Origin of the sequence: Cupriavidus pauculus (assembly GCF_022179805.1) — a bacterium.
GTDB lineage: Bacteria > Pseudomonadota > Gammaproteobacteria > Burkholderiales > Burkholderiaceae > Cupriavidus > Cupriavidus pauculus_E.
Genome location: NZ_BPUO01000001.1, coordinates 240,998 through 254,843 on the forward strand (window position 1 = coordinate 240,998; position 13,846 = coordinate 254,843).

Genomic DNA, 13,846 nt, shown 5'->3' on the forward strand with positions numbered 1-13,846 from the left:
CCCTCATTGCTGTTGTTCGCCGAGTGCCACCTCGCGCGTGCGGCGCTGGTACGACAGCGCATAGGCTGCCGAGCGCGCGGCCAGCAGCGGATCGTTCGACGCGGCGATGCCCGATGGCAGCACCGTCGGGTCGAAATTGACGTCGCGGCAGACGCCGCCGTCGTCCTGCGAACTCGCGCGTTCGATCACCAGCGTGCCGGCGTCGATCTGCTTGCGGTCGTCGGGCCAGGACTTCGTGGCATCGTCGGTGGGATCACCCGGCGCGCCCAGCGTCAGCATCAGGTGCCAGCGCAGCGGTCCGGCCGCCAGCTTCTGCGTGAGATCCGCGGCCAGGAATGACTCCTCGCCCTTCTCCGCCGCGCTGACCGGCGCATAGGGCAGCTCGGGCTGCACGGCCCAGCGCACGGCCTGGCGCTTGCCGGCGGCATCGACCAGATAGAACGCGTTGACGCTGTAGTAACCGGCGTTGGCGAAGCTTGACGATGGCGGATGGGCCTGGATCCAGCCCTGGAAGGCCCCCAGCGCGGGATTGGCCTCGGCGAACGCCTTTACCTTGGCGGGATCGGGCTTGCCTGTGCCCTGTACCGGCTGCGTTGCCGTCAGCAACTGGTAGAACTGCTCGGGTGTGTGCACCGGAAACAGCGGCACCGAATTCATGCCGGTGCGCCACTGCTGGCCATCGGCCTGTTTGAACATCAGCGCGAAACTGCGGATCGGTATGCTGCCGTCGGGCGCGCGGGGATTGCCGCCCGGAATGGCCAAGCGCCCGATCACGGGCGTGCGCCCGGTGCCGAAAACGCTGGCCTTGGAAAGCGTAGCCGCCGCCCCGTTGCCCTCGAAATAGCCCTCCACGCACACGCCCTTGGCATGATTGCGGCGGTATCCCTCGTGCAGGCCGTCGTTACGCTGGAACTGGTCGATGACGGTGGGGGTGGACAGCCGATGTGGCGCAATCCACCCGCCCGTGTAGGCGAAGCCGCCGGCCAGCACGAGCACGACGGCTCCGATGGCGCCCAGGCGGCATGGCACGCAGATGCGCGTGCCCGATTGTGGGGTGTTGTCGTTCAATGCGTACTCCCGATGAGTGAGGACTCATCCGGTATACGCGCTGCACTGGCTACCTATTCCATCCCGAAACAAAAAATCCGGGCGAACCGGAAACAACTCACGGTTTCTCGCGATGGATCGACAGTGCGCTGAACGACTGTGTCACCGGCATCACTTCCAGATAGTTGATATTGACGCGGGCCGGCAGCATGGCGCTCCAGAACACGGTCTCGGCGATATCTTCCGGCGTCAGCGCGTCGGCGCCGTCGTAGATCTTCTCCACGCGCGACTGGTCGCCGTCAAAGCGCACGGCCGAGAACTCGGTGCCGCCCACCAGGCCCGGCGCCACGTCGGTCACCCGTACGCGCGTGCCGGTCAGGTCGGCGCGCAGGTTCAGCGAGAACTGGTGCACGAACGCCTTGGTGGCCCCGTAGGTATTGCCGCCCGGGTAGGCGTAGGCGCCGGCCACCGAGCCGATGTTGATCACGTGGCCCCGGTTGCGCGCCACCATGCCGGGCAGCACCGCGCGGGTCATATAGAGCAGGCCCTTGATGTTGGTGTCCACCATGGTGTCCCACTTGTCCAGGTCGGCGTTCTGCGCCGACTCCAGGCCCCAGGCCAGGCCCGCGTTGTTCACCAGCAGGTCGATCTCGGCAAATCCGGCCGGCAGGCCAGCCACGGCGGCAGCCACGGCGTCGCGGTCGCGCACGTCCAGCACCAGCGGCAGGACCTTGTCGCGGCCCAGTTCATCGGCCAGGGCGGCGAGGCGGTCTTCGCGACGGCCCGTTGCGATGACTTGATGGCCGGCATTGGCAAAGCGGCGGGCGATGGCAGCGCCGAATCCAGCGGTGGCACCGGTGACGAATACGATCATGTGGGTTCTCCAGCTTGAGACAGGGTTCGGCCACGGATACTACACCGTTGGCCGCCCTGCCGTGGCGATGCGCGTGGCTACAGCGGCTGCCAGCCGCCGCCCGTGGCCACCATCTCCTGCTTCAGTTCCAGCTTGCCGCTGCCCTTGACCACGCGCGCCAGCACCGGATACGCGCCCTGCACCGCCGCGTCGGCGGCCCACGGCGCGGGCTCCAGCGTGTAGGTATAGCGCACCACGGTGGTCAGCCGCGCGGGCTGGTCGGCGGTCTTGCTCGGGGTGTCCCAGCCTGTGACCTTGGACAGCCGCACGCGGCCGTAACAAAGGTCGGGCTGGCTCGCGTCGGCGCCATGCGCGGCCGTGTGCGGGGCGGCGTTGACGTACTGCCGGCCCTTGTCGGTCAGGTCGTAGCGCAGCGCCTTGACCCGCTCGTCACTGCCGTCCTGATGGTGCAGCGTCATCTCGGCGCTGGCATGCGACACCAGCCCCGCATGCTCCAGCGCGGGCATCTGGATGCCGTCGCGCATCTGCGCCGCCACCGGCAGGTCTGGCACATCCACCGGCCACTGATGCCGGCCGATGCAGAGATCGCCATGCGCCTGCAGGTGCTTGTCCAGCGCGGCGCTGAAATTGGCCTCGCTGGCGGTATCGGGGCGGTTGCAGCCGGCAAGTGCCAGCGTGGCGCCCGCCACGAGCAGGGCGCGGGTGAGAATCGCGGGGGTGATGATCGCGGGGGTAAAAGTCGATTTCATTGTGTGGCTTGGGCGTTGGGCGTTGCCGCAGACTTGCGCGCGGCGGGGTCGACGATGGCATTGGCCACGGTGTGGGCCTGCGGGCCAGTGGCGTTGGCCTGGGCCGTCGGCACGTAGCCATCGGTCAGCGTGTTCAGAAAGGCCACCAGGTCCTGCATCTCCTGGTCGGTCATCGGCGTCTGGCTGCCGGCACGACGCTGGTCCAGCGGCATCTGCTCGTCCAGATTGGCGCGATACTTCGCCGGCAGGTCGTCGAACTTGTTCACCTTGCCGCGCGCATCGCGGGGATACCACTTCTCGGGCGCGGTATCGCGCGTGTTGTAGAAGCGCACCACGTCTTCCAGCGACTTGAACACGCCGTTGTGCATGAACGCATGGCGCGTGGCCACGTTACGCAGCACGGGCGTCTTGAACATGCCGCAGGTGGCCGCCGCGCCCTTGTCCTTGCCGGGGCGATGGTCGGTGCGCAGCGGCCCGCACAGGCCCAGGTCGAAATACTTCGGATCGGCGTTGGCGGGGATGTCGCGATTGCGCGGCACGCCGATGGCGGCAAACGAGTAGTCGCTGGTCATGTCCTGGCTGCCGTCGTTGCCGCCGCCCAGCAGGTGGCAGGCCATGCAGTTGCCCTTGTTGGGGTCCAGGAACACGCGCAGGCCACGGATCTCGGCATCGGTCAGCGCGCCGCCCACCTTGTTGTTGCGGTAGCGGTCGAACTTGCTGCTGTACGGGTGAAAGCTGCGGTCTTCCACCTGGAAAGCCTGCAGCGCGGCGCCCACCAGCGCGAACGCCTTGTCGGTGTCGTCGAACACGCTCGCGCCATAAGCCTGGCGGAACGCGTCGGCATGCGCCCCGCCGCGTACGGCGTCGACGACAGCCGCCTTGCTGGCGGCCGCCATCTCGTTCGGCGCCAGCAGCGGAATCGCGGCCTGTTCGGCGATGGTGTTGGCGCGGCCGTCCCACGTGAGCCCGCCACCGGGACCGGGCGGGCTGATCATGTCGGGGTTCTCGAACGTATCGGAGTAGGCGTTGGTGTACTCCTTGTACATCAGCGTCGGCACGGCGCGCGTGCCCGGCTGCTTGCCATCGGTACCACCCAGCTGCACCGACAGGTCGTTGGCCGGCGCGTAGGCGTGGTTCGGGTCGTGGCAGGTGGCGCAGGACATCTTGCCCGAGCCGGAAAGCGAGGGATCGAAGAACAGCTTGGCACCCACCTGCGCGGCGGGCGACAGCGGCGGCGCAGCAGGGGCCGCTACGGGTGCGGACACCTGCACGGCTTTGGCCGGTGCGGCGACCGTTACCGGCTTGCCGGATTCGGTTTTCGGCTGGCACGCGGCCAGCGCCACGGCAAGCGATACCGCGCTACAGCGCGCGGCGAAACTGGAAATACGCATGATGGGGATGGGCGGTGGCAGCCGCCTTCCGTTTGGCGGATGAATGACGGCGAGCCGCCGGCGCACGGGGCACCGGCGGCCTTCAGACGCTTTGCGTGCGAACGCTTACGACTTGATTGCCCAGATGTTGACCTGGCTGGTGTCCGGACCGGTGGCCACGTTGTTGCCGCTGCCCACCGAACCGCTGCCGCTGCCGCCGGCCACGCTGCCACCCGACTGCAGGTCGCCGGCCTTGACCACGTACTTGTGGTTCATCGGACGAACCGAGTCGAAGTGGGTATTGGCGCTACCCGAGTACTCGGCCAGGTTGGCCAGGTTGTCGGCGATGTACTGCTCGGTGTATTTCGAGCGGTTCATGTACGACGCCGGCACGGCCGGGTCGGCCAGGCCGAACATGTCCTGCATCGTGCGCACGAACGAGAAGTGGCTGTAGGCATCGGAGTCCACCACCTGCTTGGGCGCGCCCGGCTGGTTGGTCAGCAGCGCGAAGATGGTGGGGCCGTCGCCCTTGTTGCCGCCGTTGTAGCGCGGCACCGCGGTGCTGATGCCCTCGCCCAGCGGCCAGCCGCTGGTGGCGCCGCCGCCCACGTTCCAGCCGCAGCACGACGAGCTGCCGAAGAAGCTCGAACCTTCGTCGAACAGCATCACGATGGCCGACCGGCGGCTGGTGTTCTTCCATGCCGGCGAAGCCTGGATCTGGTCCACCAGGTACTTGGCATAGGCGTCACCACGCGCGATGTTGGTCGACAGGCACGGACCCACGCCGTGGATGTCGTCGCACTGGTCCGGCACGATGTAGTTCAGCGCGCCGATATCGCCGCTCTTGAGGTCGTCCTCGAACTGGTGGGTATTCCACGTGATGTTGTTGGTCGCCGCGTAGCTGACGATCGACGCATCCCACTGGCCGCCGCCCACCGAACGGTTCAGGTTCTTGAAGAAGTCGGGGCGGTTGCGCACGTCGTCGAAGTTGACGGCCGGGTGGTGCTTGGTCTTGTACAGGCCCGCCGGCATGGTTTCAGCCACGCCGGTGCTGGGGTTCGGGCCGCTGATGGAGGCATTGGCCACGCCGTCGCGGCGCGGGTCCTGGCCCGGGTTCATCGATTCGCTGTAGACGCGCGTGCCCATGCCGGCCTTGTACATGGCCGTGAACATGTTGCGGCGGCCCTTCAGGTTGTGCACGCGGGTGTCGGCGTTGCAGGCCGTGACCGGCACGTAGACGTCGGTCGGCTGGTTGGCCGTGTCGCCCGCCGGCAGGCAGTTCCATGCGTTGTCGTCGGCCACGCCCCAGTCGTCGGCGCTGGCCAGCGAGATGTAGTTCGGCTCGCTGGGGTTGCCCGTGGAGAAGTAGTTGGCCGCCTTGTTGCCTTCCGTGTGCAGGTACTTGTAGAAGTTCGGGTAGGCCGCGTTGTCAATGGTCTGGTTGCTGTGGTTCTCGAAGATCACCACGAACAGGTGGTCGTAGCGCGGAATGCCTTCGGGGTTGAACGCGGCATCCTGCGCGGCCTTCAGCGTGGTGACCGGATCGGTGGCGCTGTCGCTAACGTAGCCGCGATCCAGGATCGTGGCGGCCTGCGTGTAGCGCGCGGCCAGCGTGTTGTCTTCCACCAGCAGCGCGCGGGCGGCGGCCGTATCCGACAGGCTGCCCGGCTGCGCCACCACGTCGTCGGCCTTGACCGTGACATCGGCCGTGCCGCCGGCAAAGCTCAGGCGGCTGGCGATGGCGGTCTTGGCATCGGCAAACTTCAGCGATTCGGCTTCGGTCAGGCGCACCACTTCGGTCGACAGCGGGCTGATGACCACGTCGGTATCGGCCGTGGCCTGCTCGGCGGCGCTGCGCAGGATCATCTTGCTGGCCACCTTGGTGTTGCCAGCCACGGGGTCGACGTACGAGGCGTCGGTGCCCACCACGGCCACCAGGCTCGCGGCCGGCGTGATCAGCGTGAAGCGGCCGTTGGCGTCGGTGCGCGTGGCGGCCTCGCCGCTGTCGCACGCGCCGTTGCCGTTGGTGTCGGCGCAGACCGTGGCGTTGGCATACGTCACCGGCACGAACGTCTGGTCGACGGCGTCGCCGGTGGAGCTCTTGGCGTAGTCGACGCCCGCGGCCGACGAATTGGCCACGCCGGTCGGGTTCTTGACGGCCGCGCCGCCCACCACACCGCTCACGGTCTGCGTGGTGCCGCCGTTAGTGCCGGTGTTGCCGGTGTTGCCCGATGATGTGGTGGTGTTGTCGTCGCCACCGCAGGCCGCGAGCATCGCGGCGGCGGCAAGGGCGGTGAGCAATGGGACGAGGTTGGGGTGCTTAGGGTGCATGGGTTCTGGCTCGCCGAAACTTGCGCGATCTATGTGAGTGGGTCTCGTTCTGGTATGCCGCACCGAAGCGCTCCCCATCGCGTGGATGCCGGCGGTGTGGGCCGCCTGCGCAGGGACAACTTGTGCAGCGGCCACGATCCTAAAAACCGCGTGTGACGATTTCGTGGATCGACCGACCCATTTCGTTACAGCAGATTTCGAGACGACAAATCTCGATACAAAGCCGACACAAAGCCCATGCAACGCGCTGCAGGGTTGCCACGGCCGCCGCCACGGCGCAATACTTGGCGCCGCGCAACGCCTGTGCGCTTTCGTGGAGTTCCCGTTCATGCATGCCCCCTCGCCTTTCGCTAACGATCCGGCCGCCGCCCCGCGCCAGATGGCAACGCTCCATTTCTCGCCGGAGCTGCGCGACTGGATCGTCGGCGCGCTGCGTCAGGGCGGCACAGCGCCGGGCATTACTGACGCGCTGGTGGCACGCCAGTTCGATCCGGCCGTGGCGCGCGCACTGGTCGGCGCGTTCGCGCGCGTGTTGCGCGAGGGCGCACCCATGCCCGAAGGACAGATCACGGTGGAACGCCTGCCGATGCCGCCGGCCGTGCCCCGGCTGCCGCGCACCTCGGTGCTGGACGGCGGAGACCGGCAAGTGCACGTCCTGACGCGCACGGACAAACCCCTGATCGCGGTGCTCGAAGGCGTGCTCAGCCATGCGGAATGCGATGCGTTGATGGTGGCGGCGCAGCCGCGCCTGGCGCCGTCGACCATCGTCGACCCACGCACCGGCGAGCACGTGGTCAGCCCCGACCGCAGCAGCCAGGGCATGTTCTTCCGCCTGGCGGAGTCGCCGCTGCTGGCGGCCATCGACACGCGGGTGTCGGCGCTGATGCAGATGCCGATGGAAAACGGCGAAGGGCTACAGGTGCTGCACTACACGCCGGGCGCGCAGAGCCGGCCGCACTTCGACTTTCTGGTGCCGAACAACGAGGCCAACCAAGCGTCGATCGCGCGCAGCGGCCAGCGCGTGAGCACGCTGGTGATCTACCTGAACGATGTGGAAGCGGGCGGCGAGACGCTGTTCCCCGAGGTGGGGCTGTCGGTGGTGCCGCGCAAGGGCAACGCGCTGTACTTCGAGTACTGCGACAGCAACGGCCAGCTCGACGGCAAGACGCTGCATGCCGCCGCCGAGGTCTTGCGCGGGGAGAAATGGGTGGCGACGAAGTGGATGCGCCAGCGGCGCTTCGTCTCCGCCGCCGAGGCGGGCTAGCGGGTCACGCGCCCTGCCATCACGGGCTGCGCCAGATGGGCAAAGATCAGCCCCAGCGCCGCCCACAGCACCGCCTGCATGCCGAAGGCCGCCACGCGGTACTGCCACAGCAGCGTGGCCGGAAAATGCTCGGGCACCTCGTTGATCTCGGGCAGCCAGGCGTGTACCAGCGCGCCCAGCACCACGAAGATGGCGCCGGCGCAGAGCCATCGGCCCCAGATGTCCTGGATATTGAAACGCGCCACCACCCTGCGCGACGCCACCACCGCCACCACCATGGCCAGCAGCGACGCGCCGATCATCGTGAAGAACAGCGCGGTGCGCAGGCCGATGGTCGACGGATCGCCCACGGCCGGCGGATTGGGCGGGTACTTGAGGAATGGCAGCAGCACGATGGCAACGTAACCCGTTGCGGCCAGCAGCACCGACGTCGCGCGTGCGCCCAGCGCACCCAGGCGGCCATGGGCAAACGCGAACACCAGCGCGAACAGCCCGCCCACGGCGCTGCCGAACACACCGAGCCCGACAAACAGCCCCAGGCCGGACTGCACGTCGCGGCTCACCAGTTCGGGCATCTCGTGGGCATGGCTGCCGCCCATCGCATGCGCGGCCTGATCTTCGAAGGCGATAGCCGCCTCCACCTGCGGTTCACCCACCACGCGGGCAAACGCAAAGGCCAGCAGGCTGGCCACAAGGCCCGCGATCATGCCGCGGACCAGCAGACTTCTCACCATGGATACGCGGCCTCAGTGGCAGGGAAAGCCAAGCAGATGGCGGCCGTCGTGCACGAATTCATGCACGAGCATCGTATTGAACATGGCGGTGGCGCCCTCTTCGACCCCGACGAAATAGATGGCCAGAAGCAGCAGCATGCCGCCGAAGATGGCCCAAGGCAGCAGTTCGCGAACGGGGATGGAAACCGGGGCAATGGCGACCGGATTGGCGGCCGGCGCGTGGATGGCACTTGCGTGCATGAGACTTCTCCTAGAGGATGACGCGTCCTGTCATGGATCGTTGCCCGAAGAGAAGGTCTGACTTTACAGTGGCGCGACCGTGCCGGACTTGCACCGGCTTCCCCCCTTCGGAATCCGTGCATTCTAGACGACTCGAACGCCCGACGCATGACAAACCGCGTTTCCCTGCTGTGCGTGCCCGCCACGCGCGCGCTCCGATCCGGCTGCTTTCCCGCTGATGAACCGCTTGACATGCTCAACGCCCAAGACGTGGCGCGGCTGGCCACACTCGATCGGCAGGCGTTAGGCCAGCCGCACCGCACGGTGTCGAGCCCGATGGCCTGTGCACGCGCCACCACACAGGCCCTGAATCTCGCAGCCACGTTCGATGACGACCTGCGCGAGGTGGACTACGGCCAGTGGGCCGGCCGGTCACTGAGGGACGTGGCCGCGTCGCAGCCCGATGCCCTGTCGGCCTGGCTGGCCGATACCGCCATGGACGCCCACGGCGGAGAATCGCTGCAGGCGGTGCTGGCGCGTGCCGGCCGCTGGCTGAACCAGTGCGAACCCGGCCACACGCTGGCCGTGACCCACGCCAGCGTGATCCGATCCATCGTGCTGCATGTACTGGAAGCGCCGGCGCGTGCCGGCATGCGGATCGACATCGCCCCGCTAACGCTCACCACGCTGTCAGGACATGCCGGCCAGTGGCGCGTGGCGTCGGTCGCCGTGCCGCTTCATTTCGGCGGCGCGGGCGGGGATGCCGGGGGTGCGGGCGGCGGGGCCTGAGTCTGCGGGCATGGCGCCCCACTACCCTGCCCCGTATTGCGGAACGTGACCACGAGCCGGCTGTCCTTGGCCATCAGCAACGTATTGCCATAGGTCACGGTGGGCATGAACGCGATATCGGGCGCTACGGCCACCGGCGGCTGCCGGGCGGCATCGACGGTCAGCACCAGTTCGACGGTATAGGCATCCACGCCCACGCCCTGGACCTGCGGTGATTGCGCAAAGCGCTGCTGGAACGCGCACATGTCGCTGGTGATGGCATCGAGCGCGGCCTGGATGGGCACGGTCTTGCCGGGCGGGATCGGTGCGGTATTGCAGCCGGCCAGCATGGCGACGGCCAGGCACGTCGGGATGACAAGGCGCACGAGCGGGGTCATGGCGTCTCCTGCACGGCGGATGCCGTCGTTACGATGCTCGTTGCCTTTATACGCCCGTCGACTCCCTTTACATAGTTAAAAATGTATGACGCCGGATATGAAAGAATCCGTTCATCCTGGCGCCGAAGCCACCAATGCCACTGATGTGAAACCCGAGAGAGACAACATGACTGCAGACAAGGCCATCCTCGACGCGTTCGCCCCGACCGGCGTGCTGCGTGCATCGATCAACCTGGGCAACCCCGTGCTGGCCCATCGCAAGGACGGCGCCGGCGCCGGTGGCGTCTCGGTGGACCTGGCCACCGCGCTGGCCGCGCGGCTGGGCGTGGGGCTGGAGCTTGTGGTGGTGGAAACGGCCGGCAAGTCGGTCGACGTGGTATCGAACCAGGAAGCCGACATCGGCTTCTTTGCCATCGACCCCAAGCGCGGCGCCACGATTGCCTTCACGGCACCGTATGTATTGATCGAGGGCTACTACATGGTGCGCGACGAATCGCCCGTGCGCACCAACGCCGATGTCGACCGTGCCGGCACGCGCGTGGTGGTGGGCCGGGGCAGCGCCTATGACCTGTTCCTGACCCGCGAGCTGCAGCATGCCGAGATCGTGCACGCGCCGTCGTCGCAAGCGGTGGTCAAGACCTGGCTCGACGAACAACTCGACGTGGCCGCCGGCGTGCGGCAGCAACTGGAAGCCGATACCGCCGGCATGAGCGGCCTGCGGCTGCTGGACGAACGCTTCATGGTGATTCGCCAGGCCATGGGCGTGCACAAGTTGCGCGGCGAAGCAGCGGCCGCCTACCTGGCGGCGTTTGTCGAGGACATGAAGGCGTCGGGCAAGGTGGCGGCCGCGCTGAAAGCACACGGCATCGAGGGCGCCAACGTGGCGCCGGCCGAAGGCTGATCCGATAGGGAAACTCCCACTTTCGGCCGGCTCGGGGCGACGACTACGATTGGTTCCAACGTCCATATCGTAGTCACTATGTCCATATAGTGGACAGAACAAAATGCCCCTCGACAAGACCGACGCCGAACCGCTGACCCCGTACCAGTACCCCAACCCGCCCGACGCGCTGCCGGAAATCGTCGTGCAACATGCGATTCCCACAGACGAACGCCTGTGGGTGCCGCAGGCGCCGAACGTCTGGTTCCGGCCGCTGTGCCTGAACCGCAGCCAGGGATACTGGATGAACCTGCTGCGCGTGCGCAAGTCGGGCGTGCTGAGCCGCCACCGCCATCCGCAGGCCGTGCACGGCTTTGTGCTCAAGGGCCGCTGGCGGTACCTGGAGCACGACTGGGAAGCCACCGAAGGTAGCTACGTGTTCGAGCCGCCCGGCGAGACCCACACGCTCTACGTGCCGCCCGACGTCGAGGAAATGATCACGTACTTCCAGGTCAACGGCGTGATGTACTACACCGACCCGTACGGCAAGGGCATGGGCTACGAGGACGTCTTCACCAAGATCGACATGTGCCGCAAGCACTTCGAGGAGGTGGGGCTGGGCGCGGACTTCGCCGACCAGTTCATCCGATGAGCGGCGCGCGCTACGACTTCACGGGCACCGTGGCCGTGGTCACGGGCGGGTCCGCCGGCATTGGTGCGGCCATCGCCGCCCGTCTGCGCGCGGACGGCGCCACCGTCGTGGTCTGGGACCTCGACGAACCCGCCGGCACGGTCGACGACTTCCATCACGTCGACGTGACCGACCCCACCACGCTGCGTGCTGCCACCGGCGCCATGCTCGAACGCTGGGGCCGCATCGACTGCCTGGTCAACAACGCGGGCTATGCCGGCCCGACGATGCCGCTCGACGAGTACGACCCCGCCACCTGGCAGCGAATTGTCGACGTCAACCTGACCGGCGTGTTCCGCACCTGCCATGCCGTGGTGCCGGCCATGCGCACGGCCGGCCGCGGACGCATCGTCAATATCGCATCGCTGGCCGGCAAGGAAGGCACGCCCAACGCGTCGGCCTACAGCGCGGCCAAGGCCGGCGTGCTGAGCCTGACCAAGTCGCTGGGCAAGGAGCTGGCCACGGCGGGCGTGCTCGTCAATGCCATCGCCCCGGCCGCCGTGCGCACGCGGCTGCTGGAGCAGATGTCGCCGTCGCACGTGCAGACCATGATCGACAAGAGCCCGATGCAGCGGCTGGGCGAACCGCACGAAGTGGCGGAGATGGTGGCATGGCTGTGCTCGGCTTCGTGCTCGTTCAATACCGGCGCGGTGTTCGACCTTTCGGGCGGCCGCGCCACGTACTGACGTTTTCGCCGTTGTTTTCGCAGTACCCGATGCACCCCATAACGATACTTGGAGACAGCCCATGACCCTTGCCCGGACCCAGGCATTCCGCCTAGGATGCGCCCTTGCCGTATTCACCTCGCTCGCGTGCGTGGCCGCCGCGCCCGCGCAGGCCCAGACGTCGAACTACCCGAGTCACAGCATCGAGCTGGTGGTGCCGTTCCAGGCCGGCGGCGGCACCGACGCGCTGGCGCGCGCGTTTGCCGAATCGTCGCGCAAGCACCTGCCGCAAAGCGTGGTGGTGACCAACAAGCCCGGCGCCAGCGGTGCCATCGGCTGGGCCGACGTGGCCAATGCCAAGCCGGACGGCTACAAGCTGTCGCTGATCACGGCGGACCTGGCCATCGTGCCGCACCTGGGGCTAACCAAGGTCACCCACGAGAACTTCACGCCGATCGCGCGCTTCAACGCCGACCCGTCGGCCATCACGGTGCGCGCCGATTCGCCCTACACCACGATCGAACAGTTCCTGGACGCCGCCCGCAAGGACCCCGGCAGCGTGCGCGTGGGCAACGCCGGCAACGGATCGATCTGGCACCTGGCCGCCGCCGCGCTGGAAGACAAGACCGGCACCAAGTTCAACCACATCCCGTTCCAGGGCGGCAATCCCGCCGTGCTGGCGCTGCTGGGCGGGCATATCGACGCCGTGGCGGTCAGCCCGGCCGAGGTCTACACGTACGTGGCCGCCGGCAAGCTCAAGACGCTGGCCGTGATGGCCGATGCGCGCGTCAAGGGCTTTGAGTCCGTGCCGACGCTCAAGGAACGCAAGATCGACCTGTCCATCGGCACGTGGCGCGGCCTGGCTGCCCCGGCCAACACGCCGCCCGAGGTGATCAAGGTGCTGCGCACCGCCGCAGCCGCCACGGCCAAGGAACCGGCGCTGCGCGAGATGCTCGACAAGCAGAACCTGGGCTACGCCTATGCCGACCAGGACGAGTTCAAGGCCGCCATCGCCAAGGACGACGCCTACTTCAAATCGCTGATCGCCAAGTTCGGAATGCGCCAATGACGTTCGATACAAAGCTGTTCCAGGGCAAGCACGCGCTGGTCACCGGCGCCACGCAGGGCATTGGCGCCGGCGTGGCCAACCGGCTGGCGCAACTCGGCGCACGCGTCACCGCCACCGGCATCGACCGTGGCGACGGCTCGCTGCTGCCCGGCATCGACGTGAAGATCGCCGACGTCAGCAAGGAAGGCGATGTCGCGGACCTGGTGGGCAGCTTCGACGCGCTGGACATCGTGGTGAACTGCGCCGGCATCATCCGGCGCGGTGCCGAGCACGACCCCGAGGTCTTCGCGCAGGTGCTGGCCGTGAACCTGACCGGCACTATGCGCGTCTGCAGCGCGGCGCGCCCGCTGCTGGCCGCGCGGGGCGGCACCATCGTCAACACCGCATCGATGCTGAGCTTTTTCGGCGGATCGCTGGTGCCTGGCTACGCGGCCAGCAAGGGCGGCGTAGCCCAGCTCACCAAGTCGCTGGCGCTGGCCTACGCGCAGGAAGGCATTCGCGTGAACGCGGTGGCACCAGGCTGGATCGCCACGCCGCTGACGCAAGCTTTGCAGGATGACCCGGCACGGGCGGAGCCGATTCTGTCGCGGACGCCATTGGGTCGCTGGGGGACACCGGGGGATGTGGCGGATGTGGTGGCGTTTCTGTGTTCGCCGGCGGCGGGGTTCATGACCGGGGTGATCGTGCCGGTGGATGGGGGGTATTTGGTGGCTTGAGGTTTTTTGGTTTGCCTCTGTTTTGCTCCCCTCTCCCGCATGGCGTCGGCTCCCGTTTTTCGCTCCCCTCT

16 protein-coding genes are annotated in these 13,846 nt (G+C 67.4%); 7 read left to right on the forward strand and 9 right to left on the reverse strand.

The window, feature by feature from the left end; all coding sequences use genetic code 11:
* Positions 1-3: 3 nt before the first annotated feature.
* The 6 genes from MFF62_RS01260 to MFF62_RS01285 all read right to left on the reverse strand — a co-directional run bounded on the left by MFF62_RS01260 (position 4) and on the right by MFF62_RS01285 (position 6,705).
* Entirely contained in the window at positions 4-1,068 is a 1,065-nt protein-coding gene (locus MFF62_RS01260; protein WP_404990532.1) for a catalase family peroxidase, read from the reverse strand.
* Positions 1,069-1,165: 97 nt separating this feature from the next.
* On the reverse strand, positions 1,166-1,921 hold the full coding sequence (locus MFF62_RS01265; RefSeq protein WP_238259114.1) for an SDR family NAD(P)-dependent oxidoreductase: 756 nt from the start codon (positions 1,919-1,921) through the stop codon (positions 1,166-1,168).
* 77 nt (positions 1,922-1,998) lie between these two features.
* On the reverse strand, positions 1,999-2,670 hold the full coding sequence (locus MFF62_RS01270; protein ID WP_238259115.1) for a hypothetical protein: 672 nt from the start codon (positions 2,668-2,670) through the stop codon (positions 1,999-2,001).
* Entirely contained in the window at positions 2,667-4,061 is a 1,395-nt protein-coding gene (locus MFF62_RS01275) for a cytochrome-c peroxidase (protein ID WP_238259116.1), read from the reverse strand. Before MFF62_RS01275 ends, MFF62_RS01270 begins: the two co-directional genes overlap by 4 nt.
* A 105-nt stretch (positions 4,062-4,166) precedes the next feature.
* Positions 4,167-6,371 (reverse strand): alkaline phosphatase family protein, encoded by a 2,205-nt coding sequence (locus MFF62_RS01280; RefSeq protein ID WP_238259117.1) that lies wholly within the window; start codon positions 6,369-6,371, stop codon positions 4,167-4,169.
* A 139-nt stretch (positions 6,372-6,510) separates the two neighbouring features.
* Positions 6,511-6,705, reverse strand: coding sequence for a hypothetical protein (locus tag MFF62_RS01285; RefSeq protein ID WP_238259118.1), 195 nt, complete (start codon positions 6,703-6,705; stop codon positions 6,511-6,513).
* On the opposite strand from MFF62_RS01285, the gene MFF62_RS01290 reads away from it, so the two are divergent.
* Positions 6,700-7,635, forward strand: coding sequence for a 2OG-Fe(II) oxygenase (locus tag MFF62_RS01290; protein WP_238259119.1), 936 nt, complete (start codon positions 6,700-6,702; stop codon positions 7,633-7,635). The two genes, MFF62_RS01285 and MFF62_RS01290, sit on opposite strands and share 6 nt — an antisense overlap.
* Here the strand turns inward: MFF62_RS01290 and MFF62_RS01295 are convergent.
* Together MFF62_RS01295 and MFF62_RS01300 are read right to left on the reverse strand one after the other, a co-directional pair.
* Complete coding sequence (locus MFF62_RS01295) at positions 7,632-8,369, reverse strand: CbtA family protein (protein WP_283205298.1); 738 nt, start codon at positions 8,367-8,369, stop codon at positions 7,632-7,634. The two genes, MFF62_RS01290 and MFF62_RS01295, sit on opposite strands and share 4 nt — an antisense overlap.
* Before the next feature lie 12 nt (positions 8,370-8,381).
* Positions 8,382-8,609 (reverse strand): CbtB domain-containing protein, encoded by a 228-nt coding sequence (locus MFF62_RS01300; protein WP_238259121.1) that lies wholly within the window; start codon positions 8,607-8,609, stop codon positions 8,382-8,384.
* Between the two features lie 231 nt (positions 8,610-8,840).
* Between MFF62_RS01300 and MFF62_RS01305 the strand changes: the two genes are divergently transcribed.
* Complete coding sequence (locus tag MFF62_RS01305; protein ID WP_238259122.1) at positions 8,841-9,377, forward strand: histidine phosphatase family protein; 537 nt, start codon at positions 8,841-8,843, stop codon at positions 9,375-9,377.
* Here the strand turns inward: MFF62_RS01305 and MFF62_RS01310 are convergent.
* Positions 9,326-9,754 (reverse strand): hypothetical protein, encoded by a 429-nt coding sequence (locus MFF62_RS01310; protein WP_238259123.1) that lies wholly within the window; start codon positions 9,752-9,754, stop codon positions 9,326-9,328. The two genes, MFF62_RS01305 and MFF62_RS01310, sit on opposite strands and share 52 nt — an antisense overlap.
* 166 nt (positions 9,755-9,920) lie before the next feature.
* On the opposite strand from MFF62_RS01310, the gene MFF62_RS01315 reads away from it, so the two are divergent.
* The 5 genes from MFF62_RS01315 (at position 9,921) to MFF62_RS01335 (ending at position 13,775) form a co-directional block, all read left to right on the forward strand.
* Positions 9,921-10,655: an ABC transporter substrate-binding protein gene (locus MFF62_RS01315; RefSeq protein ID WP_238259124.1), complete on the forward strand. Its 735-nt coding sequence runs from the start codon at positions 9,921-9,923 to the stop codon at positions 10,653-10,655.
* Between the two features lie 103 nt (positions 10,656-10,758).
* Positions 10,759-11,286, forward strand: coding sequence for a 2,4'-dihydroxyacetophenone dioxygenase family protein (locus MFF62_RS01320; protein WP_238259125.1), 528 nt, complete (start codon positions 10,759-10,761; stop codon positions 11,284-11,286).
* Positions 11,283-12,011 (forward strand): SDR family NAD(P)-dependent oxidoreductase, encoded by a 729-nt coding sequence (locus tag MFF62_RS01325; RefSeq protein ID WP_238259126.1) that lies wholly within the window; start codon positions 11,283-11,285, stop codon positions 12,009-12,011. Before MFF62_RS01320 ends, MFF62_RS01325 begins: the two co-directional genes overlap by 4 nt.
* A gap of 61 nt (positions 12,012-12,072) precedes the next feature.
* Positions 12,073-13,059 carry a tripartite tricarboxylate transporter substrate binding protein gene (locus MFF62_RS01330; protein WP_238259127.1) on the forward strand — a complete coding sequence of 329 codons (987 nt, stop codon included), beginning with the start codon at positions 12,073-12,075 and terminating at the stop codon, positions 13,057-13,059.
* On the forward strand, positions 13,056-13,775 hold the full coding sequence (locus MFF62_RS01335) for an SDR family NAD(P)-dependent oxidoreductase (RefSeq protein WP_238259128.1): 720 nt from the start codon (positions 13,056-13,058) through the stop codon (positions 13,773-13,775). Before MFF62_RS01330 ends, MFF62_RS01335 begins: the two co-directional genes overlap by 4 nt.
* Positions 13,776-13,846 lie beyond the last annotated feature (71 nt).